The 24,206-nt window shown below is 64.6% G+C and carries 29 protein-coding genes and 1 pseudogene; 21 read left to right on the top strand and 9 right to left on the bottom strand.

Annotated features, from left to right (window positions below; all coding sequences use genetic code 11):
- Nucleotides 1–362, bottom strand: a 362-nt coding sequence (locus tag ACFWO3_RS21480) for a helix-turn-helix domain-containing protein (RefSeq protein ID WP_378581597.1), incomplete at its 3' end; no start/stop codon positions are given.
- Nucleotides 363–674: 312 nt separating this feature from the next.
- Nucleotides 675–1,274, bottom strand: coding sequence for a TetR/AcrR family transcriptional regulator (locus tag ACFWO3_RS21475; protein WP_378581595.1), 600 nt, complete (start codon nt 1,272–1,274; stop codon nt 675–677).
- A 148-nt stretch (nt 1,275–1,422) separates the two neighbouring features.
- Here ACFWO3_RS21475 and ACFWO3_RS21470 point away from each other — a divergent pair, with 148 nt between their 5' ends.
- On the top strand, nt 1,423–2,442 hold the full coding sequence (locus ACFWO3_RS21470) for an aldo/keto reductase (RefSeq protein ID WP_378581593.1): 1,020 nt from the start codon (nt 1,423–1,425) through the stop codon (nt 2,440–2,442).
- A 152-nt stretch (nt 2,443–2,594) separates the two neighbouring features.
- On the opposite strand, the gene ACFWO3_RS21465 is transcribed toward ACFWO3_RS21470, so the two are convergent.
- Nucleotides 2,595–3,329 (bottom strand): TetR/AcrR family transcriptional regulator, encoded by a 735-nt coding sequence (locus tag ACFWO3_RS21465; protein WP_378581591.1) that lies wholly within the window; start codon nt 3,327–3,329, stop codon nt 2,595–2,597.
- Here ACFWO3_RS21465 and ACFWO3_RS21460 point away from each other — a divergent pair.
- The 3 genes from ACFWO3_RS21460 (at nt 3,292) to ACFWO3_RS21450 (ending at nt 4,957) form a co-directional block, all read left to right on the top strand.
- Nucleotides 3,292–3,639, top strand: a complete 348-nt coding sequence (locus tag ACFWO3_RS21460) for a transposase (RefSeq protein WP_378581589.1) — start codon at nt 3,292–3,294, stop codon at nt 3,637–3,639. The genes ACFWO3_RS21465 and ACFWO3_RS21460 overlap by 38 nt on opposite strands.
- Nucleotides 3,640–3,971: 332 nt before the next feature.
- Complete coding sequence (locus ACFWO3_RS21455) at nt 3,972–4,268, top strand: DUF6191 domain-containing protein (protein WP_378581587.1); 297 nt, start codon at nt 3,972–3,974, stop codon at nt 4,266–4,268.
- A gap of 254 nt (nt 4,269–4,522) precedes the next feature.
- Complete coding sequence (locus ACFWO3_RS21450) at nt 4,523–4,957, top strand: VOC family protein (protein WP_378581585.1); 435 nt, start codon at nt 4,523–4,525, stop codon at nt 4,955–4,957.
- Between the two features lie 7 nt (nt 4,958–4,964).
- Here ACFWO3_RS21450 and ACFWO3_RS21445 read toward each other — a convergent pair whose 3' ends face one another.
- Nucleotides 4,965–5,570 (bottom strand): TetR/AcrR family transcriptional regulator, encoded by a 606-nt coding sequence (locus ACFWO3_RS21445; protein WP_378581583.1) that lies wholly within the window; start codon nt 5,568–5,570, stop codon nt 4,965–4,967.
- 115 nt (nt 5,571–5,685) lie between these two features.
- Here ACFWO3_RS21445 and ACFWO3_RS21440 point away from each other — a divergent pair, with 115 nt between their 5' ends.
- Together ACFWO3_RS21440 and ACFWO3_RS21435 are read left to right on the top strand one after the other, a co-directional pair.
- Nucleotides 5,686–6,339 carry a hypothetical protein gene (locus ACFWO3_RS21440; protein WP_378581581.1) on the top strand — a complete coding sequence of 218 codons (654 nt, stop codon included), beginning with the start codon at nt 5,686–5,688 and terminating at the stop codon, nt 6,337–6,339.
- A gap of 22 nt (nt 6,340–6,361) precedes the next feature.
- Nucleotides 6,362–7,861 carry an alpha/beta hydrolase gene (locus ACFWO3_RS21435; protein WP_378581579.1) on the top strand — a complete coding sequence of 500 codons (1,500 nt, stop codon included), beginning with the start codon at nt 6,362–6,364 and terminating at the stop codon, nt 7,859–7,861.
- A gap of 30 nt (nt 7,862–7,891) precedes the next feature.
- On the opposite strand, the pseudogene ACFWO3_RS21430 reads toward ACFWO3_RS21435, so the two are convergent.
- Nucleotides 7,892–8,017: pseudogene (locus ACFWO3_RS21430) on the bottom strand (DUF4177 domain-containing protein); the annotation flags it as partial.
- Between the two features lie 119 nt (nt 8,018–8,136).
- On the opposite strand from ACFWO3_RS21430, the gene ACFWO3_RS21425 reads away from it, so the two are divergent.
- Both ACFWO3_RS21425 and ACFWO3_RS21420 read left to right on the top strand, forming a co-directional pair.
- Nucleotides 8,137–8,481, top strand: a complete 345-nt coding sequence (locus tag ACFWO3_RS21425) for a DoxX family protein (RefSeq protein ID WP_378581577.1) — start codon at nt 8,137–8,139, stop codon at nt 8,479–8,481.
- A gap of 640 nt (nt 8,482–9,121) precedes the next feature.
- On the top strand, nt 9,122–9,598 hold the full coding sequence (locus ACFWO3_RS21420; protein ID WP_378581599.1) for a GNAT family N-acetyltransferase: 477 nt from the start codon (nt 9,122–9,124) through the stop codon (nt 9,596–9,598).
- Between the two features lie 5 nt (nt 9,599–9,603).
- Here the strand turns inward: ACFWO3_RS21420 and ACFWO3_RS21415 are convergent, their stop codons facing one another.
- Nucleotides 9,604–10,224 carry a hypothetical protein gene (locus ACFWO3_RS21415; protein WP_378581575.1) on the bottom strand — a complete coding sequence of 207 codons (621 nt, stop codon included), beginning with the start codon at nt 10,222–10,224 and terminating at the stop codon, nt 9,604–9,606.
- Between the two features lie 289 nt (nt 10,225–10,513).
- On the opposite strand from ACFWO3_RS21415, the gene ACFWO3_RS21410 reads away from it, so the two are divergent.
- A complete protein-coding gene (locus ACFWO3_RS21410) occupies nt 10,514–10,864 on the top strand; it encodes a PAS domain S-box protein (protein ID WP_378581573.1) in 351 nt (116 codons plus the stop codon).
- A 37-nt stretch (nt 10,865–10,901) separates the two neighbouring features.
- Here ACFWO3_RS21410 and ACFWO3_RS21405 read toward each other — a convergent pair whose 3' ends face one another.
- Nucleotides 10,902–11,096: a hypothetical protein gene (locus tag ACFWO3_RS21405; RefSeq protein WP_378581571.1), complete on the bottom strand. Its 195-nt coding sequence runs from the start codon at nt 11,094–11,096 to the stop codon at nt 10,902–10,904.
- 154 nt (nt 11,097–11,250) lie between these two features.
- Here ACFWO3_RS21405 and ACFWO3_RS21400 point away from each other — a divergent pair, with 154 nt between their 5' ends.
- The 3 genes from ACFWO3_RS21400 to ACFWO3_RS21390 all read left to right on the top strand — a co-directional run bounded on the left by ACFWO3_RS21400 (nt 11,251) and on the right by ACFWO3_RS21390 (nt 13,574).
- Complete coding sequence (locus ACFWO3_RS21400) at nt 11,251–11,502, top strand: type II toxin-antitoxin system ParD family antitoxin (RefSeq protein ID WP_378581569.1); 252 nt, start codon at nt 11,251–11,253, stop codon at nt 11,500–11,502.
- A complete protein-coding gene (locus tag ACFWO3_RS21395) occupies nt 11,499–11,780 on the top strand; it encodes a type II toxin-antitoxin system RelE/ParE family toxin (protein ID WP_378581567.1) in 282 nt (93 codons plus the stop codon). Before ACFWO3_RS21400 ends, ACFWO3_RS21395 begins: the two co-directional genes overlap by 4 nt.
- A 171-nt stretch (nt 11,781–11,951) precedes the next feature.
- Entirely contained in the window at nt 11,952–13,574 is a 1,623-nt protein-coding gene (locus ACFWO3_RS21390; protein WP_378581565.1) for a long-chain fatty acid--CoA ligase, read from the top strand.
- Between the two features lie 43 nt (nt 13,575–13,617).
- On the opposite strand, the gene ACFWO3_RS21385 is transcribed toward ACFWO3_RS21390, so the two are convergent.
- Nucleotides 13,618–14,625: a LacI family DNA-binding transcriptional regulator gene (locus ACFWO3_RS21385; RefSeq protein WP_378581564.1), complete on the bottom strand. Its 1,008-nt coding sequence runs from the start codon at nt 14,623–14,625 to the stop codon at nt 13,618–13,620.
- Nucleotides 14,626–14,773: 148 nt separating this feature from the next.
- Here ACFWO3_RS21385 and ACFWO3_RS21380 point away from each other — a divergent pair, with 148 nt between their 5' ends.
- The 8 genes from ACFWO3_RS21380 (at nt 14,774) to ACFWO3_RS21345 (ending at nt 23,188) form a co-directional block, all read left to right on the top strand.
- Nucleotides 14,774–15,955, top strand: a complete 1,182-nt coding sequence (locus ACFWO3_RS21380) for an acyl-CoA dehydrogenase family protein (protein WP_378581563.1) — start codon at nt 14,774–14,776, stop codon at nt 15,953–15,955.
- Nucleotides 15,952–17,088: a CaiB/BaiF CoA transferase family protein gene (locus tag ACFWO3_RS21375; protein WP_378581561.1), complete on the top strand. Its 1,137-nt coding sequence runs from the start codon at nt 15,952–15,954 to the stop codon at nt 17,086–17,088. Before ACFWO3_RS21380 ends, ACFWO3_RS21375 begins: the two co-directional genes overlap by 4 nt.
- A gap of 480 nt (nt 17,089–17,568) precedes the next feature.
- The gene (locus ACFWO3_RS21370) at nt 17,569–18,945 is read left to right on the top strand and encodes an MFS transporter (RefSeq protein ID WP_378581559.1); all 1,377 of its coding nucleotides are present in this window, start codon (nt 17,569–17,571) and stop codon (nt 18,943–18,945) included.
- A gap of 22 nt (nt 18,946–18,967) precedes the next feature.
- Nucleotides 18,968–19,627, top strand: coding sequence for a response regulator transcription factor (locus ACFWO3_RS21365; protein WP_378581557.1), 660 nt, complete (start codon nt 18,968–18,970; stop codon nt 19,625–19,627).
- Nucleotide 19,628: 1 nt separating this feature from the next.
- On the top strand, nt 19,629–21,032 hold the full coding sequence (locus ACFWO3_RS21360; RefSeq protein ID WP_378581555.1) for a sensor histidine kinase: 1,404 nt from the start codon (nt 19,629–19,631) through the stop codon (nt 21,030–21,032).
- Entirely contained in the window at nt 21,029–21,955 is a 927-nt protein-coding gene (locus tag ACFWO3_RS21355) for a TAXI family TRAP transporter solute-binding subunit (RefSeq protein WP_378581553.1), read from the top strand. Before ACFWO3_RS21360 ends, ACFWO3_RS21355 begins: the two co-directional genes overlap by 4 nt.
- A 40-nt stretch (nt 21,956–21,995) precedes the next feature.
- Nucleotides 21,996–22,145 (top strand): hypothetical protein, encoded by a 150-nt coding sequence (locus tag ACFWO3_RS21350; protein WP_378581551.1) that lies wholly within the window; start codon nt 21,996–21,998, stop codon nt 22,143–22,145.
- Between the two features lie 110 nt (nt 22,146–22,255).
- Complete coding sequence (locus tag ACFWO3_RS21345; RefSeq protein ID WP_378581549.1) at nt 22,256–23,188, top strand: NAD-dependent epimerase/dehydratase family protein; 933 nt, start codon at nt 22,256–22,258, stop codon at nt 23,186–23,188.
- A gap of 61 nt (nt 23,189–23,249) precedes the next feature.
- On the opposite strand, the gene ACFWO3_RS21340 is transcribed toward ACFWO3_RS21345, so the two are convergent.
- Nucleotides 23,250–23,468, bottom strand: coding sequence for a hypothetical protein (locus ACFWO3_RS21340; RefSeq protein WP_378581547.1), 219 nt, complete (start codon nt 23,466–23,468; stop codon nt 23,250–23,252).
- A 199-nt stretch (nt 23,469–23,667) separates the two neighbouring features.
- Here ACFWO3_RS21340 and ACFWO3_RS21335 point away from each other — a divergent pair, with 199 nt between their 5' ends.
- Nucleotides 23,668–24,150, top strand: a complete 483-nt coding sequence (locus ACFWO3_RS21335; protein WP_378581545.1) for a hypothetical protein — start codon at nt 23,668–23,670, stop codon at nt 24,148–24,150.
- Nucleotides 24,151–24,206 lie beyond the last annotated feature (56 nt).

Genomic DNA, 24,206 nt, shown 5'->3' with positions numbered 1-24,206 from the left:
AGGAATCGGCGTCGGTTGATGCCCAGGCGTTCGAGCCATCGGCCCACGGTCGACACCGACGCTTGGTGCCCGTCACCTGTCAGTTCGTCGGCGATCCTGCGGGCAGACCACTTCTTGTCACGGCGCAGCTTCTCGATCCGGTCGACCAGAACCGGGTCGAGGGTGGTGGGCTGGTGGTGCGGGACGCTGGCCCGGTCGAGGAGGCCGGCCTCTCCACTGGTGCGGTACCGGTGCACCCATTTCGACAGGCACTGACGTGAGATTGCGGCCTCTGCGGCGACGTGAGCGATCGGCCGGTCCTGGCATCGGCGCACAAGTCGCAGTCTTCCAGCGGGCGTCAGTGGGGCATTACGGTGGGACACGCGGGTCTCCCTCGGGCTCGGATGTGTTGGTCGCACTTCTCATCCTGCCGACGGAGACCCGCGCCGTCAGCTACCCACGTACCCCTCCCCGTGTCACCAACCTCATGAACCACAACAACTTAGCGCTCCTTCCGTCGACACCCAGCGTGGCGGCCAGCTGCGCGCAGATGCGCTTCGGTTCCGGTCGCACTGCGGAGACATGCGGGTGTCCGGACGTGGGCACTACTCACCTGAATGGTGTACCTCGAACTCGGACTGATGGTCGTTCGGATGGTAGCCGCGGAGGTCTTTTTGTATGCGGTCAGTTGCAGCTCATGGCTGGCTCGCGTGGTGTGTGTGCAGTCCGGTGATGAGGAGTTCGACCATGTGTCGTGCGTTGTAGTCGGGGTCGTTGTTCGCGCCGATGCACAGGTTTCCAATGCCACGCATAAGCTCGTATGCACGCTGGCCGGGGTGGATCTCGCCGGCATCCGCAGCGGCGTCGAGTATTTGGGCGCACACGGGGACGAGGCGATCGACGAAGTAGGTGTGCAGAGGCGCGAATGTGGCGTCGTCGGACTGCAACGCCTCTGCCAGGCCATGTTTGGTGACCAGGAAGTCGACGAAAAGACTGATCCATTCCGCCAGTGCGGCATACGGCGTGGTGTTTTCGGTGAGGAGGGCGGGGCCGGCCTGGGCACAGGACTCGACCTGATGTCGGTAGACGGCCACGATGAGATCGGCCCGGGTAGGGAAGTGGCGGTAGATCGTTCCCACGCCGACACCCGCCGTTTCAGCGATATCGCGTACTGGTGCCTCGACACCCGACGTGACGAATGCGGCGGCAGCCGCCTCCAGCAATGTCTGCTCGTTGCGCCGGGCATCTGCCCGCTTCCGTGGGCCCGGTCGTGACCCACTATCTGCATCGATCACTGCTGTTACCTCCACAATTTGATAAACGGAACGGTGTTCCGTATGTTTGGTAGCGGAACACCGTTCCGCTTATTCAGGATGTCAGACCAGGGGCAGTGACACCAACCCACTCGCCGCAGGATCGCTATCACCTTCGGAGGAACGCAACATGCAGTACCGCACATTGGGGCGCACCGGCGTTCAGGTCAGCACTCTCGCGCTGGGTGCCATGAACTTCGGCAGGCTCGGAAACACCACCCAGGCCGAGGTCACCGCCTTGGTGGACTCGGCCCTCGAAAGCGGAGTCAATGTCATCAACACCGCGGACATGTACAGCCAGGGCGAATCCGAGGAGTTGGTCGGCCAGGCCATCGCCGGTCGACGGGATGACATCGTGCTGGCCACCACGGTGGGCCTGCCAATGGGGGACGAACCCAACCATCGGGGCAGCTCACGCCGCTGGTTGATCACCGAACTGGACAACAGTCTTCGCCGGCTCGGCGTCGATCACGTCGACCTCTACCAAATCCACCGGTGGGACCCGAATACCAGCGACGAGGAGACGCTGTCCACGCTCACAGACCTGCAGCGCGCAGGAAAGATCCGCTACTTCGGCTCTTCGACCTTCCCCGCACACCGTCTGGTGCAAGCTCAATGGGCAGCCCACGAGCATCACCTGAGTCGTTACGTCACCGAGCAGCCCAATTATTCGATCCTGCAACGCGGGATCGAAAGTCATGTCCTGCCGGTGACCGAGCAGTACGGGCTCGGCGTGATGGTGTGGAGCCCGTTGGCATCGGGATGGTTGTCGGGCGCGATCCGCAAGGGTCTGGAAATCACCACAAGTCGCTCGAAGTTCATGCCGCAGCGCTTCGACACCGACATACCGGCCAACAGGGCCAAGATGGACGCCGTCGAACAGTTGGCCACGATCGCCCAGGAGGCGGGCCTGACGATGATTCAACTCGCGCTCGGATTCGTCACGGCACACCCGGGAGTGACCAGCGCGATCATCGGTCCCCGCACCATGGATCACTTGCGCTCTCAGCTCGCGGCTGCGGACACGGTGCTGTCCAGTGATGTGCTCGATGCGATCGACGCGGTCGTCGCCCCCGGTGTCGATCTCGCCGCCAACGAAAAGAACGACACACCTCCAGCGCTACTCGACCCGGCGTTGAGGCGGCGTTGAGCGTGGTCCGCGTCGGCCGGTCGCCTGGTGAGGAAACCTCCTGTTGACGCGGGCCCGGTCCGGTTAGGCAGAGTCAGCGGGAAGGGGGTGACCCGACCCGGGTGCGGGAACCCCAGTCGCGGCCGATGGCAGGGCGTCAGCACTCGGTCGTCTCACGTTTTGCCTGTTGCGGCACTTGCGGGCATCAACCGTGGCGCCGGTGGGAGTGGTGCTGAGGTCGGTGAGGTTTGGAATGCGTCGATCAGGAGGGCGGCGAAGCGGCGGGAGGCTGCGAGTCTTGCCGCCGGTGTATTCGCTTGAATGCCGTTGTTGGCCATGATCATCAAGATGAGGTCATTCAGGTCGAAGTCGGGGCGCAGGCGTCCGGTGTCCTTGGCGCGGCGGATCAGTTCGGCGGCGCCGGTCAGCGCGGACGTGCGGATCGCGGCGAAGTCCATGGCGTGCGGATAGGCGGCCATGAATGCGGCGGTGAAGCCGTGGTCGCGTGCTTGCAGCTCACAGAGCCTCTCGATCGTGAGGCAAAAGCCGTGCCAGGGATCGGAGTCGGCGAGCGCCTCGTCCACAAAGGACTGGCAGGCAAGCATCTGGTCGGTGAATGCCTCCGCGACCAGCATCTCTTTGGTCGGGAAGTGGCGGTAGAGGGTGGCGGGTCCGACGTCGGCATGCCGGGCGACTTCCCGCATGGGCACGTCCAGGCCGGTGTTGACGAATACCGTGCGGGCCGCGTCGAGGATGCGTTCGCGGTTGTCACGCGCGTCCGAACGCAGGGTGTGAGGCAAACGCGTGGTCATCAGGTCCTGCCGACGTCCGGTCACCGACACCGCCCGACTGGTCATCGCCGCCTTGGACATGGCCGTCGCGGCCAGGGGTGGTGACGTGGCCGGCACGATTGTGCACTCCGACCGCGGAAGTCAATACACCGCGGAGGTCATGAAGCAGGCCTGTCAGCGTCACGGGCTGCGGCGTTCGATGGGTAAGACCGGCATATGCTGGGATAACGCTGGTGCCGAAAGTCTGTGGTCGACGTTAAAGCATGAGTACTACTACCGCCACACCTTCGCCTACCAGACAGAATTGGTTGCTGCAGTTGACAACTGGATGAACAGCTACAACACTCGTCGAAGACATTCCGCGATCGGAATGCTCAGCCCCATCGACTACGAGAAGTCATTGACCGGGGCCCTGATGGCGGCGTAACCACTGTCCACTTTTCGGGGGAACCTCAGTCCTCGCGAAGCTGCACGGCGTAGGCCCCAAGGCAATCCGACTCCTGAAGGAAGCCCGTGAGATAGCGACCGCCAGAGGACTGAGCGCCGATTCATGAATAAGGTTGTGTGTTCATCCGACGCGCAAAGTTGTTGCATGACCGTGGACCGAACAGCCGAAAGGCGTGTACTTACGGTGATAGGACTGATGCTCGCGGGTGGCACAGCTACTTTCGCAAGTGTCGGCCCACGCCTGCTCACCAAGTTGGCTTCCCGAGATCGCGCGTAGCGTCGAGTACGGGCGAGGCGACGATCGGAGGTGTCATGTTCTGGACTGTCGGAATCATTGTGCTTGCCTTCCTCGCCCTGGTGGTGGATCGAATCGCGTTGTGGGCCGAGCGCAAGGGATGGATCTACTGGCGCATGCACCGTCGAAACCATCCACGCGAGGCGGCGACCGGCGCCATCGACGAACTGCACGCTTTGCTCTCACCCGCGTACCGGCACACTGTCGCCGAGGCGGATGCCAAGAGGATGTCCCGCGTAGATCAAGCCACTGGCGAGGACGTTGGCGTCTCCGTCGACCTCGACAGCGGCGTTGTTCGACTTTCGCGCAGCTGAGGGTTCGCCGGGCCTGCGCGCCTGACTCTCTGCGATTGGCTGCGTTCCGCCGCACCGGCGCTGCCCATTGCTCATACTGGATTCATGGGGTCAGCCATCGGTGACCGATCTACCTCCTCGAACAGAGCATCGACCCCTGGGGGCTGTCCAGGACCCACTGGCAGCCGCACTGCGGAATCTGCAATACCAAGTGTGCTTCTAGCCATCCCTGACATCGGGTGGCTCACCACGTAGAACCTCGACAGGAGCGTGCAATGAAATCAGCCAACCCGTACCTGAACTTCAACGGCAATGCCGAGGATGCTTTCACCCTCTATCAGTCGGTTTTCGGCGGCGAACTCATGATGGTTCGCTTCAGCGACATGGACACCGGCGACGTGGAACTGACCGACGAACAGAAGAACGGTGTCGCGCACGTCGCGCTGCCGCTCGGCGACAGCATCCTCATGGGATCCGATGTTCCCCCGGAGATGGGAGGCCCGGTGACCATGGGAGACAGCTTCGTCGTGTCACTCGAGACCGACAGCGTCGAGGAAACCGATCGACTCTTCAACGGGCTGTCCGACGGCGGCCAGGAGACGATGCCACTGGGCAAGGTGGAATGGGCCGAGCGCTTCGGCATGGTTACCGACAAGTTCGGCGTTCAGTGGATGGTCGGCTACACAGGCAACGTCGACTTCAAGCCCTGACGCGGGTTCAGTCGTGCGAATCGAGAATCGCGTCCACTGCTGTGTACAGCGCTGCAGTTTCTCTTTCGAGGATGGACTGATCGGCGGGTAGGGCACGCTCGAGCGACAGTCCCGAGAGCACGACGTTCAGAAAAGCCGCATGCTGCGCGATATCGCCGGAGACGACGCCTTCCTTGGCTAGAAGCCCGAGCCAGTGTTCGACGCGGCGCTGCCCCTCGTTGACCATTGCCACATACGCCGTCCGAATGTCGTCGGTGGGATCGGGGACGACGAAAGAGTCGAAAACCGTGATCCACGCCTGTCTCGCTTCTTCGCCGACCTCCACGGCCAGGACCTGCCGCAGGCACTGAACCAACCTGTCACGAGCTGGAATCGACGTGTCGTGAATGATGTGGCCGTCGGGCGTGACCACGTCGTAGATCGTCTCGATCACTGCGTCACGTAACGCGCGCTGTGTCGGAAAGTGGTGGCGCAGCGAGCCCATGCTCACCCCTGCCCGTGCCGCCACCGTCCGGACACTCAACGCCGAGGCCGGGTCCTCGTCGAGCATCTCGCAGGCCGCGATGATCACCTTTGCTCTCGAGTCGAGACCACCTTTGCGCGGTTCCGCCATTCGCAATCCCCTCACCAATACACCGTGCTAGCACACTGTGCTAGATTCGTGCCGTCAAGAGCAACAGTACAGCGTGCTAGTGGCTGACGATTCTCGGTGAGTGGAGGTGAAGGCCGTGTTCGAGCAACTGAAACAGAGACGAGCGGCGAGCCGAGTTCGGACAGGAGACGGGCGCGCATTGCAGCGCTTTCGGTGGTGGCAATTACCAGGTCGCGCATTGTTTCACCTTCGCGTCACCGATTTCGCAGGTCGCGACGTGGCATATGCTGTCGACATCCGCCACTGGCAGAACCAGAGTTCGGGCAATGTGAAGGCCGACCTCTACCGCGACGGCAAACACGTTGCCTATTCGACACTGCCGGCAGCCTTACCGGTCGAGGGCGGGACTGTTCAGGTGGCCATGAGCGGCTTCGGCGTCAAACGCTGCCACTACGTCACCGACGGCGGCTCCGAGCGACAGCTGACCCCGGACCCCGCCTCGGCAGAGGGGCGCCGTGCCCGCCTTGCGCACAATCACCCGATCACCAGCCGAGCGATCGGCTTCGTGTCGGTGGTCATGCTGCTCATCGGCGTCGCACTTCTCGTCCTGCAAATAATGGAACCGCTATCGCAGATCCCGCCCATCGCAGATTCGGTCGGTAGCTTCCAGTCCCCCGTCGACCTGCCCATGTGGCTCAACATCGCATTGGGCGTCGGCGCTGCACTCGGCAGCATCGAACGGGCCCTTCGACTGCGCTATCACTGGCTGCTCGACGGCGCCGGCAACTGACTCACTCCCGACAAGGAATCCCATGATGTCTCACTTGTTTCGCTCGGCGGCCGTGGCGGTCGCGGTGACCGGCCTGCTCGTTGCCTGCTCGCAGCCCGCTGCTGAGACAGAAACAGAGCGCTCGGTGGAAGTTCAGTGGAGCGCCTGCCCGGACGGTGTCGAGAACCCCGAGGACGGTCCTTCCCAATTGCAATGCGCCACTGTATCCGTGCCGCTGGACTACGCCGATCCCGATGGCAGGCAGATCGACATCTCCATCTCCCGGCTACCGTCCCGAAACCCGGACGCGCGGCGAGGGGTGTTGCTGCTGAATCCAGGCGGGCCAGGAGGAACCGGCCTGGACCAGCCCAAATTTCTCGCGTCGCTGGGAATGCCGCAGAGTGTGCGGGACAGCTACGACCTGATCGGGATGGACACCCGTGGTGTAGGACACTCGTCGCCGATTGGTTGCGGATTCACCGACGACCTCGAGTACTACGGCGCCGTCCCGCCGTACGCATTCGACAAAGAGGCATTCGCCGAGCAGGCCGCGACCGCAGAGGAGGTCGCCGAACGGTGTGCAACCAACGACGATGGACGGCTACGTCATGTTACAACCGCAAACATGGCCCGTGACCTGGACCGGATCCGGGCCGCGCTCGGTGAAGAGAAGGCCAGCTTCCTCGGATACTCCTACGGATCCGCACTCGGCGCCGCGTACGCATCGATGTTCCCCGAGACGTCCGACCGGATCGTGCTCGACAGCAACATCGGCGACACCCACCTCGACCGGGACGGGTTGCGCAGGTACAGCCGTGGCATGGAGGAGACGTTTCCAGACTTCGCGGAATGGGCTGCTACACAGCATGATCGGTTTGGGTTGGGCCGCACGCCGAAGGACGTGCGCGACACCTACTTCGATCTCGCCGAGCGGCTCGACCGAACGCCAGTGGACGGAATCAACGGTCGAGCGTTCCGACTCGCAACGTTCGTAACGCTTTACAACCCGGAGTCCTACGAGACCGCCGCGCAAACCTGGCAATCCTTGCTCCAGCCGAACGAGGCCGAACCGACGCCCGACCCGCCGACGAGTGGGGAGCTCTCGCCGAACGACAACAGCTGGTCGGTTTTTCTTGCGGTGACCTGCAATGACGTCGAATGGACCGGCGACGTCGCCGCCTACCGACAGTCGGTGGCAGACGACCGCGTGGCGTACCCACTCTTCGGCGCGGCCGCCGCGAACATCTTGCCGTGCGCTTACTGGAAATCCGCACCAACCGAGCCGCCGGTCACCATCGAGAATGATGGACCGGCAAACGTTCTCATTGCGCAGAACCGACGAGATCCCGTCACACCACTTCGTGGCGGACAGCTCCTGGACGAGAAGTTCGGCAAACGGTCCCGGCTACTGACCGTCGACGGCAGCGGACACGGCGTTTACGTTCTCGGAAAGAACAAGTGTGCCCAAGACGTCGTCACCGACTATTTGGTCGAGGGCACCATGGTCGAATCCGACACCACCTGCCCGGCACCGACGCCGTGACAGGATCGGTCAGCTTCAGGCGGAGCCCATTCAGTCCTGGCGTTCGAAAGTGATGAGCAGGCCGTCCACACCACCTGGGCCGAGCCTGCCCTTCACGTCGGCGGCTGTGATCGTCTTCAATTGCCAACCCTTTCGAGCATGCTCGTTGAGGAGCTTCCCGCGCCACCTTAGGTCGATCGGTCACACGCAACAGCGCTGTGTCACATCAAGCCCATCACGAACGTCTGTATCCACAAAGGCTGTTTCCGAGGGCTCGAAGAGAAGGGAGGGGCGGGATGCAGGTTGTGTACACGGTCGTCACCGCTGTCGCGGTCGTGGTGGCGTTGTCCGGTGCCTGGGTGAATTTCACCCATCACCGCATTCCGGTCACCGCAGCCGAGCAGGTCCAGGTGCCGAAGGAGTGGATACGGCCGATCGGCGGTGTCTTCACGGTGGCTGCTATCGGTCTCCTCGTCGGAATCGTCGTGCGGCCGATAGGCGTGGCCGCGGCGATCGGGCTGGTGTTCTTCTTCGTCTGTGCTATCGGCGCACACGTGCGGGTTGGTGACCGGCACCTCGTCCCACCCATCGTCGCGCTGGCGCTGAGCATCACGACGCTCGTGGTGACCGCCATGTCGTAGCCGTGGGAGTCCCGTCCTCACCGTTATCGGTCGATGTTCCACCCATGTCCGCCACAATCGATACGTGGACTTCGACAGCGTTGCCGACAAGCTCTACGGGGTCGTCCCGTCCGAATTCGTCGCGGTCCGGCGTGCCGCGGTCACACGCGCGAAGGAGTCTGGGGACAAAATCCTGGCGAAGGAACTGAGTGCGTTGAAGAAGCCCACGACCACCGGCTGGGCACTCAACCTGCTCTCCCGATCCGCACCCGAGAACGTCGACGAACTTGTCGAACTCGGAGCGACGCTTCGTTCGGCACAGCAGGCGCTACGGGGCGACGAGCTGCGGACACTGGCGAATCGCCGTGCCGCCCTATTTGCGACGATGACCGACCGTGCAGCGTCCGAGGCGAAGGAGCGCGGTCACGAACTTCCGTCGACTGCATTGCGTGAAATCGGCCAATCACTGACCGCGGCGCTCTCCGACCCGGAGATCGGTGACGACCTGCGTCGTGGACGGATGCTCGGTGCCGTGTCCTACAGCGGTTTCGGGCCAGCCGCACTGGCGGCCGTGCCTTCGGCGCCCATCGAAGACGACAGCAGAACGGACGAGGAGGCGTCGGTCGACGACACCGATGAGCCGGCCCCGGAACTCGAAGTAGTGGCCGAGGAACCGGAGACTTTCGAGGTCCGGCGCGCGAGTGCGGCCGACGCCCCGGTGGTGGGGCGTTTGCTGTACGACTTCAACACCGAGTTCGAGACCCCGACACCTTCCGCCGAGGAATTTGCTGCTCGGTTCGAGCACCTGCTCGTCCGCGAGGACGCCCTCGTGCTCCTGGCCGAACGAGAAGAAGCGGCCGGGTTCGGCTACCTCACCTTGCGCCCAACTCCGTACGGAGACGGACCACTCGCGCAGCTCGAGGAGCTCTACGTTCGTCCGTCACTACGCGACAGGGGTATTGGCACACAGCTACTCGAAGCCGCGTTCGTCGAACTCGCCGAACGCGGGGCAATCGAAATGCACATCAATGTCGACGAAGTAGACACCGACACCCGCCGCTTCTACGAGCGGCACGGATTCGTGAACATCCAGCCCGGCACGGACTACAGGATGCTCTGCTACCTGCGTGAGTTCTGAGTCGATCACGCCATTTCGGGGACGTGCAGGTGCGCAATGGCGAGCTCGAACCCACAGGTGTCGAGCACCTCGGCATCGACTTCGTGACCTGCTTCGTCCTGAATGTCGCCGATACGTTCTGCGTTACGTTCCATCGCCTCGGCACTGTCGAAAGTCAGTGAAGACACCACGCGACCCGCAGCATGGTCGAGCATCAGGCCCGCGCTGCAGAAACCGTCAAGTTCCTCCATCTTTGGCATCACGACCATCTTCCACACATCTACGATGCGATCCATGTGCGCCGGCCCGGCCTTCATCCAGGTGATCCGGCAACACGCCCCGCGATCCGCATGGTGATCGCGATGCATCAACGCGATCTCCCACCGCGAGACATCCGTGGTCCCGTGAAAGACCTCGGCTGCGTCGTCGCGCAGCTTCCGCACCGGCCCTTCGCTGGCACGGAGCGACTCGTCGTCCCGCCACGAACTGGTCGCTATGCAACTGCCCGAGTCGCGATCGATCAGCAGCGACATTCCGAGACAGCCGTCGAAGTCCGTCAGCGCAGGCATCACGGTGTCGCGTACGTGCTTGATCCCGGCGTCGATGTATGACGGATGCGACTCAATTGTCGTCGAGCGTGCGAACATGTCGACACCCCTTCTTCTCAGGGCGGCGCCGACCCGGCGTCGCCGGTCATTCCCGTGTTTCAGCCTGCTCCCTCGAGTTACCGAAGGCAATGGGCGGAGTCGACAAGTTTGGGCAGATCCGCCCGCAGGCAGATCAGTTTGATCTCGACCCGGGACGCAAACTGATCGGTAGCGCCGCCGTAGATGTGGGCGCTACCAGCCAGGTCGGGAGCGGGTGGCGGTTCACGAATCTCCGAGTTCGGGCCTATCGGTACCGCGCAGTGCTCATACTGCATTCATGGTGTCAGCCATGCGCGATACCCACGCCGTGATCGTTGCCGACACGGACGGTCGGATCACGCAGTGGGACGCCGGTGCCGAGAGTCTGTTCGGGCATCGCGCCGAGGATGCCGTCGGGAAAAGCCTCGACCTCGTGGTGCCATCACATCTGCGGGAAGCCCACTGGGCGGGGTTCCATCGGGCGATGGAGAAGCCGCAGATCAAAGATATGGCAGCAGACCTACCCGTGCTGTGCGCCGATGGTGAGATACGCAGCTTCGCGGGACGACTGTTGGTGCTCAGCGACGGGCTCGGCACGGCGATCGGCGCCATAGCCATTTACACCGACCAAGGCAGCACAGGAATAGCCCCGTTCGGGTGACGCGACACCCTCACCATCGAAGGGGGCGCACGATGAATCAGCCAACCCGTACCTGAACTTCAACGGCAACGCCGAAGACGTATTCACCTTGCATCAGTCCGTGTTCGGCGGTGAACTGATGATGGTTCGCTTCAGCGACATGGACACCGGCGATATTGGAGCCGTCGTCCGAACCACTCGGCAAGGTGGAATGGGCCGAACGCTTCGGCATGGCGAGCGACAAGTTCGGCATCCAATGGATGATCGGCTACACCGGAAATGTTGACTTCAACCCCTGATCGCAATTCTCGGGGCGAGCACCGGCTCGGTCGTTGTGCCAGGCCTTTGATCCTGCCCACCCCCGGCCGCCGAAGGCCCAACGTACCAAGAATTGGTATGTTGTGACCATGGGTAAGAACACGTCCTTCAGTCTCGACGAGCATTACAGTGCGTTCATCGAGGACGAGGTCGCGTCGGGTCGCTACCGGTCGGCCAGCGACGTCGTCCGCTCGGCCCTGCGCCTGCTGGAAGACCGCGAAACTCACCTGGACGCGCTGCGACAGGCGTTGGTGGACGGCGAACAGAGCGGCCCCTCGACACCGTTCGACTTCGACGCGTTTCTTGCCCGTAAACGTGCCGAGGAGCCGCGCCGCCGGTGAGCCGATACCTACTCTCACCCGCCGCCCAAGCCGACCTCGAACACATATGGGACTACACCGCCGACCGCTGGGACGTCGACCAGGCCGAGGAGTACCTGCGAGCCGTCGACCGCGCAGCCGCGAATCCGCGGGTCTGCCGCGCCTGCGACGAGGTCCGAACCGGCTACCGCATGCTTGCCGCCGGATCGCACACCTTGTACTACCGCCTCACCGCCGAGGGCGTCGTCGATGTCGTGCGCGTCCTGCACCAGCGGATGGATGCCGACCGACACCTCTGACCGGAGCCCGATCGGTTCGTTGACGACCGGGGCGCCCCTTGCACGCGGTCACCTGGATCTTCGAGGGCACCAACCAGATTCACGGTCGCGTGATCGGCCGCATCCTCGCGAAAGAACCTCGATTGTGATGTAGGTTACAGACCTCACGAACCGATCAAACGAGGACGATTCATGTTGAGCACGATGCAAGAGGCCCCGCTGTCGATCGCGCAGTTGCTGAGGCACGGCAGCACGGTACACGGCAACGCTGAGGTCGTGACTTGGACCGACACCGGCGCACGCCGCCGCAGCTACGCCGAGGTCGGCCGCCGGTGCGCGGCGCTCGCGCACGCGCTGCGCGAACTGGGTGTCACCGGCGACGAGCGGGTCGCGACCTTCATGTGGAACAACGCCGAACACCTCGAGGCGTACCTGGCGGTGCCGTCGATGGGTGCGGTGTTGCACACCCTCAACATCCGGCTCTTCCCCGAGCAGTTGGTGCACGTGGCCAATCACGCGGAGGACCGGGTGATCATCGTCGACCCGACGCTGTTCCCGCTGCTGTCCCCGCAGCTGCCTCACCTGACCACCGTCAAGCACGTGATCGTCACCGGTGAGTCCACGGAGGGGCTCGAGGTTCCGGACGGGGTGCAGGTCCACGCGTACGAAACACTGATCGCGGCCCAGCCCACCGACTTCGACTGGCCGGAGGTGGACGAACGGTCCGCGGCGGCGATGTGCTACACCTCCGGCACGACCGGTGACCCGAAAGGTGTTGCGCACTCGCATCGTTCGATCTATTTGCATTCGATGCAGGTGTGCATGACGGAGGGGCCCGCGCTGGCGCAGGGCGACCGCGCGTTGGCGGTGGTGCCGCAGTTCCACGCGATGTCCTGGGGTTTGCCGTACGCCGCGTTCATGATCGGCGCCTCGTTGATCATGCCGGACCGGTTTCTGCAGCCCGCGCCGCTGGCCGAGCTGATCGCCGCCGAGCGGCCGACGTTCGCAGCCGCCGTCCCCACGATCTGGCAGGGCCTGCACCTGTACCTCGAAGCCCATCCGCAGGACATCTCCTCCATGAAGTACGTCCTGATCGGCGGGTCGGCGGTACCCCCGGCGCTGATGCACGCATTCGAGGAAGTGCACGGTGTGCAGGTGCTGCATGCCTGGGGTATGACCGAGACGTCGCCGCTCGGGTCGGTGGCGCGTCCGCCCGCGGACGCCGAGGGCGACGAGCGCTGGCTCTACCGGTACACCCAGGGCCGGTTCCCGGCGTCGGTGCAGGCCCGGTTGGTCGATGATGCGGGACAGGTCGTTCCGAACGACGGCACGGCCATCGGCGAACTCGAGGTGCGCGGGCCGTGGATCGCCGCCGCCTATTACGGGGTCGACGCGCCGGAGAAGTTCAACGACGGCTGGTTGCGCACCGGCGACGTCGGGTCCATCACCCCGGACGGCTACCTCACCCTCACCGACCGCACCAAGGACATCATCAAGTCCGGTGGCGAATGGATCTCCTCGGTGGATCTGGAGAACGCGGTGATGGGGCACCCGGACGTCCTCGAGGCCGCCGTCATCGGTATCCCCGACGACAAGTGGGACGAACGACCGCTGGTGGCCGTTGTGCTGCGTGAGGGCTCGCCCACCACGATCGACGCACTACGCGAGTACCTTGCGGACAAAGTCGCCAAGTGGCAGCTCCCAGAGAACTGGGCCGTGATCTCGGAGGTGCCCAAGACGAGCGTCGGCAAGTTCGACAAGAAGCGGCTGCGGACACAGTTCCAGGACGGCGGCCTTCCCATCACTCGGGTATAGGCTTCGGCACCGGACCGCGAAGGTGGCAAGGTCGGGTTCTGCGTCAACTCGTTGCGCGCACTACGAGTTCCACAGGCAGACGCTGCGATTCGACTTCGATACCCCGGACGAGGTCGAGCAGACAACCGACCGCCGTCTCGCCGATCTCGTAGGCGGGTGACCGGATCGTGGTCAGCGGCACGGGTAATTGGGCCACGATCGGGATGTCGTTGTACCCGACGAGGGCCAGGTCGTCCGGAACGACCAGGCCGAGGTCGCGAGCGACGCCCAGCACACCGACCGCGATGGTGTCGGTGGCTGCGAAGATCGCCCGCGGCCGGTCGGGTCGGTCGAGTAGCGCCCGGCCGGCTGCGATCCCACCGGCAACATCGAACGTGGACGGCAGAATCCGATTCGGCGGCACGACGATCGAGGCTTCCCGCAGCGCGTCGAGGAATCCGTCGACGCGGTCGCGCGCCGTGCTCGCGTTGTCAGGTCCGGCGATGACTGCGAGGTCCGAGTATCCGCGATCGAGCAGGTGACGGGCGGCCAGGTAGCCGCCGTGCCGGTCGTCACCGCCGACGAACGGCAGACCGGCATCCGCGTGACGGGTGACTGTCAGGATGGGAAGCCTGCCGACCGGCAGGGACTCCACGAACGGACGGCCGGGGATATGCAGGCCGCCGAGGATGAGACCGTCGACCTGCCTGCCGATCAGGAACTCCACCGCCCGGCGCTGGGCAGCGAGGTCGTCGGGCGGGCTCGACAGGAGGACCGAGTAACCGGCGCGGGTTGCGGCCTCCTCGATGCCCTGATAGGTGGTGGCGACGACTCCGTCGGTCAAGCGCGTCACGATCACTCCGAAGGTGGTGGTCTTGCGGGTGCGCAGGCTCGCCGCCCATAAGTTGGGTTGATAGCCCAACTCGGCTGCCGCTTCTCGCACGCGCAGAGCGGACGCGGACCATCCGTCGGCGGGCTCCTCCTGGCGGAGCACGCGGGAGGCGGTCGAGACGTGCACGCCGGCGCGCTCTGCGATGTTCGCCAGCGTCGGGGCGCGCGGGGGACGTGACATTCCTTCGTGTCCTCTGTTCTGTGATGTGTGGGTTGACTCACCTATCGGCGGTCCCTAGCATAGGTGATGCAATCGTTCTTGCAATCGTTCTCGCAAACGTTTCCGCCTTGTTGGAACGGCTGCGATCAACTTCCCGCCGGAGGCCCCGATGTCCCAAACCTTGAACCAGCTGTTCGCCCTCGACTCGCTGCTCGCGCCCGAGGAGATAGAAATCCGCGACACCGTGCGCAAATTCGCGAACGACCGAATCCGGCCGCATGTCGGCCAGTGGTTCGACGAGGCCCGGATCCCTGCCCGCGAACTCGCCGAGGAACTCGGCTCGCTCGGCGTGCTGGGCATGCATCTCGACGGCTACGACTGCGCGGGCATGAGCGCCACCGCCTACGGTCTGGCCTGCCTCGAACTCGAAGCAGTCGATTCCGGCATTCGCAGCCTGGTCTCCGTGCAGGGATCGCTGGCGATGTTCTCCATCCACCACTGGGGCAGCGAGGAACAGAAACAGCAGTGGCTGCCCCAGATGGCCGCGGGCAAAGCGATCGGCTGCTTCGGCCTGACCGAGCCGGACTTCGGCTCCAACCCGGCCGGCATGCGCACCAACGCCAAGCGTGACGGCGACGACTGGGTCCTCAACGGCACCAAGATGTGGATCACCAACGGGTCTGTCGCCGACGTAGCAGTGGTGTGGGCCCAGACCGACCTCGCCGAAGGCGCAAAGGGCATACGAGGTTTCGTCGTCCCCACCGACACCCCCGGGTTCTCCGCGCCCGAGATCACGAAGAAGATGTCACTGCGCGCATCGGTGACTTCGGAGCTCGTTCTCGATGAGGTCCGCCTGCCCGCCTCGGCCATGTTGCCGCTCGCGAAGGGCCTGCGCGGCCCGCTCACCAGCCTCGGCGAGGCACGATTCGGCATCGTCTTCGGCGCGGTCGGCGCCGCCCGGGACTGCCTCGAAACAGCGATCGAGTACGCGGGCTCCCGCGAGGTGTTCGACAAGCCGCTCGCCGCCTACCAGCTGACCCAGGCGAAGATCGCAGACATGGCGCTCGAGGTCGGCAAGGGACATTTGCTCGCCTACCAGCTGGGCCGGATCAAGGACCGCGGCGAGATCACTCCCGAACAGGTCAGCACCGGGAAGTTGAACAACGTCCGCGAGGCCATCGCCATCGCTCGTGAGTGCCGCACCATCCTCGGTGCCAACGGCATCACCCTCGAGTACCCGGTCATCCGGCACGCCAACAACCTCGAATCCGTCCTCACCTACGAGGGCACCTCCGAGGTGCACCAGCTGACGATCGGCCAGGCCCTGACCGGTGAGGCAGCGTTCCGGTGAGCGGCGCACTCGACGGCCTGGTGATCGCCGACTTCGGTCGAGTTCTCGCCGGACCCTACGCGACGATGCTGCTCGCGGACTTCGGCGCCGAGGTGGTCAAGATCGAGCGGCCAGGGCTCGGCGACGACACCCGTAGCTGGGGGCCGCCCTGGGTCGACGACCAGTCCAGCTATTTCCTCGGGGTCAACCGCAACAAGAAGTCGGTCGCCCTCGATCTGTCGGACCCCGCCGATCTCGCCTCCGCCCGCCAACTCGTCGAGCGTGCGGACGTGGTCGTCGAGAACTTCCTTCCCGGAACCATGGACCGTCTCGGACTCGGCTACGACGCGGTTCGGCAGCTCAATTCCGACATCGTCTACTGCTCGGTCACCGGGTTCGGCGGCGACAACGTCCTGCCCGGGTACGACCTGCTGGTCCAGTCGGTGGGTGGGCTGATGAGCATCACCGGCCCCGATCCTGCGACACCGACCAAAGTCGGGGTCGCCGTCGTCGACATCGTCACCGGCCTGCACGCGGCGCTGGGAATCCTTGCCGCGCTCCGGCACCGGGACCGAACCGGTGAGGGGCAGCGGGTCGAGGTCAACCTGCTCTCGTCGCTTCTGTCGGCACTGGCAAACCAGTCCTCCGCCTACGTCGGGGCCGGTGTCGTCCCCGAGGCCATGGGCAACCGCCATCCGAGCATCGCACCGTACGAGCTGTTCGACACCGCCGATCGACCGCTGGTGCTGGCGGTCGGCAACGACCGCCAGTTCGCCTCGCTCGTCGAGGTTCTCGGAGCGCCGGAACTCGCCGACGACGCACGTTTCGCCACCAATACAGCCCGGGTGGAGCACCGCGACGAGCTCTGCAAGACGATCACCGACGCGCTCGCGACGAACACCGCCGACTGGTGGTTCGACAAACTCACCGCGCAGCGGGTTCCGTGCGGTCCGCTCAACAACATGGCCGACGCTTTTGCCCTGGCGGAGCGGCTCGGGCTCGCAGCGATCGTCGAGATCGACGACCCGCGCCGGGAACGTCCGGCGCGCCATGTTGCCAACCCGATCCGACTCAGTGCCACCCCGGCGGAATACCGCACCGCGGCACCGCGGCTGAACGAGAACGGCGCGGATCGGCTCGGCGTCGAGGACTGACTCGACACTCCCCTAGGTGCACGCGGCCGGGTCGAAGCCAAGTACCGACAACGCCGGCTTCGACCCGGCCATACCGGCTGCACCTGCCGTCCTCACTGAAGTGCGTGACCCAGACATCCGATTGGTGTTCGACTCCAGTGCGACCCGATCGAACCGGAGCACGTGGAATCGGTTGCACGCCACTCCTATTCATTGTGGCCTGTGGTCGGACATCATGTCACCGCCCACAGCCGAGGGCACCGTGATCCGGCTCGAGGTCGAGCACCTTCCCGGAGTCCGGAATCCGAACCCCTGCGGGGCAGTTGTCGCATCACCACGCGGGGAAGACGCGACAGAACCGACGCCGACGACCCGGACATCGCCGATCTCACAGGATTCAGCTAAGGGAGCGTTAAGAACCGGCGCCAACCGTTCCCATTCCGTGTGATGTACCGCACTGTGTAAATCGAACGTGATGCAGCGCATCGAAGGGAGCATCGCATGACGCGCACAGCCACCGGTGAACGCCGGGTAGTCAGCAACGTACTGAAAGGATCCGTCGGCAACCTGATCGAATGGTACGACTGGTACGTCTACGCGGCGTTCTCCGTGTACTTCGCGAAGACCTTCTTCCCAGAGGGCGACACCACCGCTCAATTACTCTCCACCGCAGCGGTGTTCGCGGTCGGGTTCCTCATGCGCCCGCTCGGTGGCTGGCTGATGGGTGGATTCGCAGACCGCTACGGCCGACGAACGGCGCTCACCCTGTCGGTGACGGTGATGGCCTTCGGGTCGTTGCTCATCGCCGTCACGCCCAGTTACGCCACGATCGGTGTCGCTGCACCAGTGCTGCTGGTGTTGGCCCGGTTGTTGCAGGGCCTGTCCGTCGGCGGCGAATACGCGACCAGCGCAACATATCTGTCGGAGGTCGCGTCAAAGGGCCGGCGCGGGTTCTATTCGAGCTTCCAATACGTCACGCTCGTATCGGGACAGCTGATCGCGCTCGGGATCCAGATCGTGCTGCAGAGCATTCTACCTGCTGCAGCGATGGAGACGTGGGGCTGGCGCATTCCGTTCGTGATCGGCGCTCTGGGTGCGGTCGTGGTGATGTGGCTGCGCCGCGGCATGGACGAATCCGAGTCCTTCACCGCCACAAAGGAACCGGCGGTGCAGTCGCGGAACACCCCAGAATCGCGGCAGGGCTCACTGCGGATGTTGATGCAGTACAAGCGCGAGTGCCTGCTGGTGTTCGCCCTCACTCTCGGCGGCAGCGTCGCGTTCTACACCTACACCACGTACATGCAGAAGTACATGATCAACACCTCGGGCATCGACAAGGGCACCGTCGCGTGGATCAACTTCACGGCCCTGTTCGTGTTCATGATCCTACAGCCGTTCGCCGGCGGACTGTCCGACCGCATCGGCCGGCGCAAGCTGCTGATCTTCTTCGGTGTCGGCGGAACCCTGCTGACCGTCCCGCTGCTCACCGTCCTCGGTGGGACGTCGAATCCGATCGCCGCCTTCGGCCTGATGATGGTGGGCCTGACGCTGGTCACGGGCTACACATCGGTCAACGCGATCGTCAAGACCGAGTTGTTCCCCGTGAAGATCCGCGCGCTGGGTGTGGGTCTGCCCTACGCGCTGACCCAGGCGATATTCGGCGGAACCGTCGAAGCGGTCGCGCTGGCCCTCAAACGGGCCGGGCACGAGTCGATGTTCTTCTACTATGTGACTGGATGCATTGCGGTCTCGCTGATCACGTACGTGTTCATGCGAGAGACGTCCACGCGATCCGCTCTCGACACCGATCGCCGCTCGGCACCGGTGACCGACGAGCCCAGCCCGCCGGAGCGCGAGGTCGCCACCGTGCGCCCCTGATCGAGGACGGAGGAGCCTGGAAGTGCGGATCGCAGTAGTCGAGGACGACGACGGGGTCGGGGACGCGCTGGTCGAAGCGTTGACCGCACACGGGCACGATCCGGTGCGCATGCGCCGCGGCGCCGACATTCTCCTCGGCCACCGCGAGGCGGATCTGGTTCTGCTCGACCTGGGACTGCCCGACGCCGACGGACTGCAAGTGCTCCGGCAACTGCGGTCCGTCAGCGATGTTCCGGTCGTGGTGCTCACCGCCCGCAACGATGAACGCTCGGTCGTGCGCGGCCTGCGCGGTGGGGCGGACGACTACCTGGTCAAACCAGCTCGTCTTGCGGAACTGCTCGCACGCATCGAGGTCGTCTCCCGCCGGAGCCGGGTCGCCGCACAGGAACCGGTCCGCACTGTGACCACGGGCGATATCGTGATCGACCTCACTGCCCGCACCGTCGAAGCCGCAGGCGAGCCGGTGGCATTGACCGCCAAGGAATTCGACCTGCTCGCGGTCCTCGTCGAACGTCCCGGCAGCGCGGTGAGCCGCCAGCAGCTGATGGACGCGGTGTGGGGCGACGCCTATGTGGCTATCTCACGGTCGCTGGACGTGCACATGACCGCGCTGCGCGCGAAACTCGCTCGCCCGGGCCTGATCTCGACCATCCGTGGCTACGGGTACCGTTGGGGAAACTGACATGCGCCGGCGCGTCCTCGCCATTCTGCTCGTGTTCTCTGTGGTTGCGATCGTGGCATTCGCGGTTCCGCTGGCCTTCGCGACCGCGGCCGCCCGCACCCGGGAACTGGGACTGGCCCGGGCCTCCGACGCGACTTATTTCGCGGCGGCGGCGCGGCGCACGGGCGATCCGATCGTCGAGGACCAGTTGCAAGCCGAACTCGACCGCTACCACGGGCTGTACGGCGAGGGTGTCCTCGTGGTCGATGCCCGGGGCACCCCGCGAGCATCGGCCGGCCTCGGACTGGGCGACCTCGGCGTTCCCGCGGCGATCACGGCCGCGCTCCGAAACCAGAAGCAGAACATCAGTTCGTCGTTGACGCCGTGGGCGAACCCCAGGGCGTTGCTCGCAGTGCCGGTCGGCACCGGTGCGCAGGTCGACGGCGCGGTTGTTCTCGAGGCCTCGACGGCCGCCGCGCGCCACGACATCCGGACCGCCTGGATCACGATCCTCGCCGGCGCCGCCGCCGCCCTGACGGTCGTCACCGGATTGGCCGTGGCATTGTCACGCTGGACGGTGCGTCCGCTCGAGCTGTTGACCGACCGGGTCGCCGACCTCACCGCTCAGGTGCCAAGGGCGCCTGGTGCACCGGTGTCCGAGGATCCTTCCCGCCGCTATCACGGACCGCCCGAGGTGCGGCAGCTGGCACGATCCTTCGACACCATGTCGGCGACGGTGCGGTCGTCGGTCCGCGCGCAGCGACAGCTGGTCGCGGACACGGCACACAAGCTGCGCAACCCGTTGGCGGCACTGCAGATCCGGCTCGACTCGCTGGCCACCCACCTACCGGAGGCCGGGGCGCAGACACATCGACGCGCAAGCGCGGAGGCAAGCCGGCTGGGGGAGATACTCGACGCCCTGCTTGCGTTGGCGGCAGCGGAAGTCCCCGACGACGAGCGCCCTGAGGTATGCAACCTGCCGTCGGTGGTAGCCGACCGCGCTGATGCCTGGTCGGCCGCACTGGCCGAGAAGGAGATGCGGTTGACCGTCGGCGACGACATGCATGTGCAGGCCGCCGTATCCGGTGACCGGTTGGCTCAGGTGCTCGACGTGCTACTGAGCAATTCCTGTCGTTACGCCGGAACCGGCGTGACGGTGACAATCGACGCGCGTCGCGAATCGGACGGAATCCGCCTGTCGTACCGAGACGATGGGATCGGTGTGCCGCCGGAGGAACTCGAACGGCTCACCGAACGCTTCTACCGCGCCTCGAGCACGAGTGAGTCGGGCACCGGCCTGGGGCTGTCGATCGCCGGGGCACTCGTCGAGGCGATCGGTGGCCGGCTCGAGCTGCATGAGGTGCGACCGCACGGGCTACGAATCGACCTCGTGCTGCCGGCCGTGTCGGCGGAGGAGGCGTCATGATCGACCGTCGGGCCTTTCTCCGTGTGGCCGCCGCCGGCGTTGCCGGCATCGCAGTGTCGTCCTGCGGTGCGCCACCTGTGTCGTTGCGATTGGTGTCCGGGGAGGTCGGCGGATTCTTCTGGGAGTTCGCGCAGCTGCTCGCCTCCGCGGCGCGACGCGCGAACTCCGAGGTCGTAATCGCCCCCGTGGCGACGGCCGGATCCGTCGGCAATCTTCGAGCCCTGGAATCCGGCGAGGCGGAACTCGGTCTGAGCCTGGTGGATTCGGCGGTCGACCAGTTCACCGAGCACGGCGGTTTCGGGGCCGTCGGTCGAGTGTACGAAAACTACATGCAGCTAGCCGTGCGCGACGACTCGCAGATTCGCCGGATCGAAGACCTGCGAGGCGCTCGCGTCAGCGTGGGTGCGCCCGGCTCCGGAGCACAACTCAGCGCGGAACGGATCCTCGCCGCCGCCGGGCTCGGTACGGCGGGTGCAGTGGACCGGGTAGAACTCCCAATGACGGAGGCGGGCCACGCGCTCGGTAACGGCAGCATCGACGCGGCGCTGTGGGCGGGTGGCATCCCCACGCCGTCGTTCGTCGGGTTGCCGGTGCAGATCCGACTGGTGGACCTGTCCGCCACCGTGGACCAGCTTCGCGTTCAGTATGGGCCGATCTACGAGAGGGTCGTGATCGGCGCGAACACCTACGGCACACACCCTGCCGTCGCGACCGTCGGGCTGGCGAACCTGCTGCTCGCAGCGAACGGTGTCTCGGACACGGCGGTCGGCGCGGTGGTGGATCTGCTGATCGAACATGCTTCGGCGCTCGTGCCGAACCAGGCGGTCGGCAGCCAGTTCCTCGATCGCCAGTCGCTCATCGTCACCGGTGCGGTGCCACTTCATCCGGGGGCGGCTGCCGCCTACGTGCGCCAGCACGGCTGAGCCCACCCGTTGCGGAGACGTTCAGCACACCGAGGCCTTGGTGCAGGTGGTCGAGGGCACGGACCCTCGGCTCGAACCGGTCAGCCACGGATATCTCTCGGACGACAACTGGGACGCCAACTTCGACAATGGTCTGAACTTCATTCTCGACGGTCTCGAGGTGCATATTTCTGCGAACCACCGGGCGTGAACGGATCCGTCGAAACCGCCTCACGGGCAAGCCGAATCAGATCGCACGAATACATTCGGACGGTATCGTCGGAGACCGAAGGGATCGATGTCTACGGTTGAGGAAGACCTATGAAAGCCATCGTCGCGGGAGCAAGTGGTGCCATCGGAACGCCGCTGGTCGCGGCCCTCACACGCTCGGGGCACGAGGTGATCGGAATCTCCCGCAGCAAAGGGGGCGCTGCCCGAGTCGAGGAGCAGGGCGCCAAGGCAATCATTGCCGACGTCCTCGACCGTGATTCCTTGTTGCGAGCATTCGACGGAGCGTCTGCCGACGCCGTCATCCATGAGGCAACGGCGCTGAAGAACGCTCCGACCCACTACCGAGGGCGTGGAATCACCACCACGAACAAGCTTCGCACAAGTGGAACAGGCAATCTCATCGACGTTGTTCGCCTCGTTGGTGCGAAGCGATTCGTCATGCAGTCGATGATCTTCGGGTACGGATTCGCCGACCACGGCACCACGTCGATCACCGAGGACGCACCGTTCGGCGTACCCAAGGGTGGCAAATCGGATCCAGCCATGGAGGCATTCCTGTCGGCCGAACAGCAAGCGTGCTCTGCGACGGACATCGCAGGCGTGGCACTCCGGTACGGGTTTCTGTACGGCCCAGGACCGGCGTCGGCCAGAATCGCGAAAATGCTCCGCACCAAACTGTTTCCCATCCCCCGCGGCGAAGGTGGAACCCTCGGTTGGCTCCACGTCGACGACGCCGTATCGGCGACAGTCGCGGCGCTCGAGCACGGTAAGGCCGGACATTCTTACAACATCGTTGACGACGAACCGGCGACCTGGGGTGACGTCTTCGACGCGATGGCAGCAGCAACAGGCGCACCACGACCGCCACGACTCCCCCAGTTCATGCTCAGGCTGTCGACACCGTTCTTCGCCGAGCAGATGATCGACACCTCGATGCGCGTTTCCAACGCGAAGGCGAAATCCGGCCTCGGCTGGATACCCTCGAAACCGACCTTCCGCCAGGGCGTTGCGTCGATGGCCTGAACGCCGACTCGGGAACGCTGCGCTCACCCGGTCTGGACAAGTTCCTGGAAAATCGGGACACTCATCCGAACCCAAGATGATTGGCCCCGATCCCGGCCTCCAGGCCGGGCAGATGGGATTGCAGGACGAACGCGTCGACTTGTGTGCGGACCTGCTCGACCCGCATCTGCGGGCGACGAACCGTGACATAGGTCCGGACCATGACGTAGGTAGTGTCTGCTCCCGGATCAGCGGGGCGAAGATCCGGCCAGCTGAGGGCCTGCGCAGTCAGCCTCACCACAAACCAGACCACGACATGGCATGACGCGGGACCGTACAAAGTCCATGCCGAGGTTGCCTCAGTGCTCGACGAACTGGGACGCCGTCAATGGCTCAGGCAGGAGTAACACTCGTCACTTCAGTGCGGAAATACCACGTAGCTGTTTGTCGCCCAACAAACGGTTCATCCACCGAACAATGTCAGGCAAAGGGAACATCGAATGAAGCGTTCAACGCGCATTTCCATTTACGCAGCAGCCGCAATCGCAGCGATGGGCATGTCGACGGCCCCAGCAGCTGCCGATCAGCCGGCACCGGACATGAACGGCTACACGCACGCGATTGCGAGTTTCGACATCAGGTGTTTCGGGCTCGGTCCGAACATCCTCGACCTTCCTGCGGGCGGAGGCTTCGCCATTTTCGACCGGGGCGACGGCAACATCACCGCCACCCTCGGTCTCCCCGCACCGTTCTCCGGCGAGTTCGTCAGCCACGTGGATTTCAAGTGGCGGAATCTCACCACCGGGCAGTCCGGTTCCCAGCACGTCGACAGTCGCCGATTCTTCGGAGCGCCGCCACAGGAATTCGATGTGAACACCGGTAAGGGCAGGATCTTGTTGACAGCATTCGTCAGCAATTCTTCCTCCACACAACCTGTCCCCATACCGATGACGCCATGTGCATCACTCGGAACCGTCGATTGACCCAGTTGCCGAGCTGCACCACACTCGCGTTGAGCCCTCCGCGTCGCTCGAACTGG

The organism is Rhodococcus sp. NPDC058521, from assembly GCF_042719695.1.
Lineage (GTDB): Bacteria > Actinomycetota > Actinomycetes > Mycobacteriales > Mycobacteriaceae > Rhodococcus_F.
Note: the sequence above shows the minus strand (reverse complement) of the source record. Positions and strands in the feature narration are given on the sequence as shown.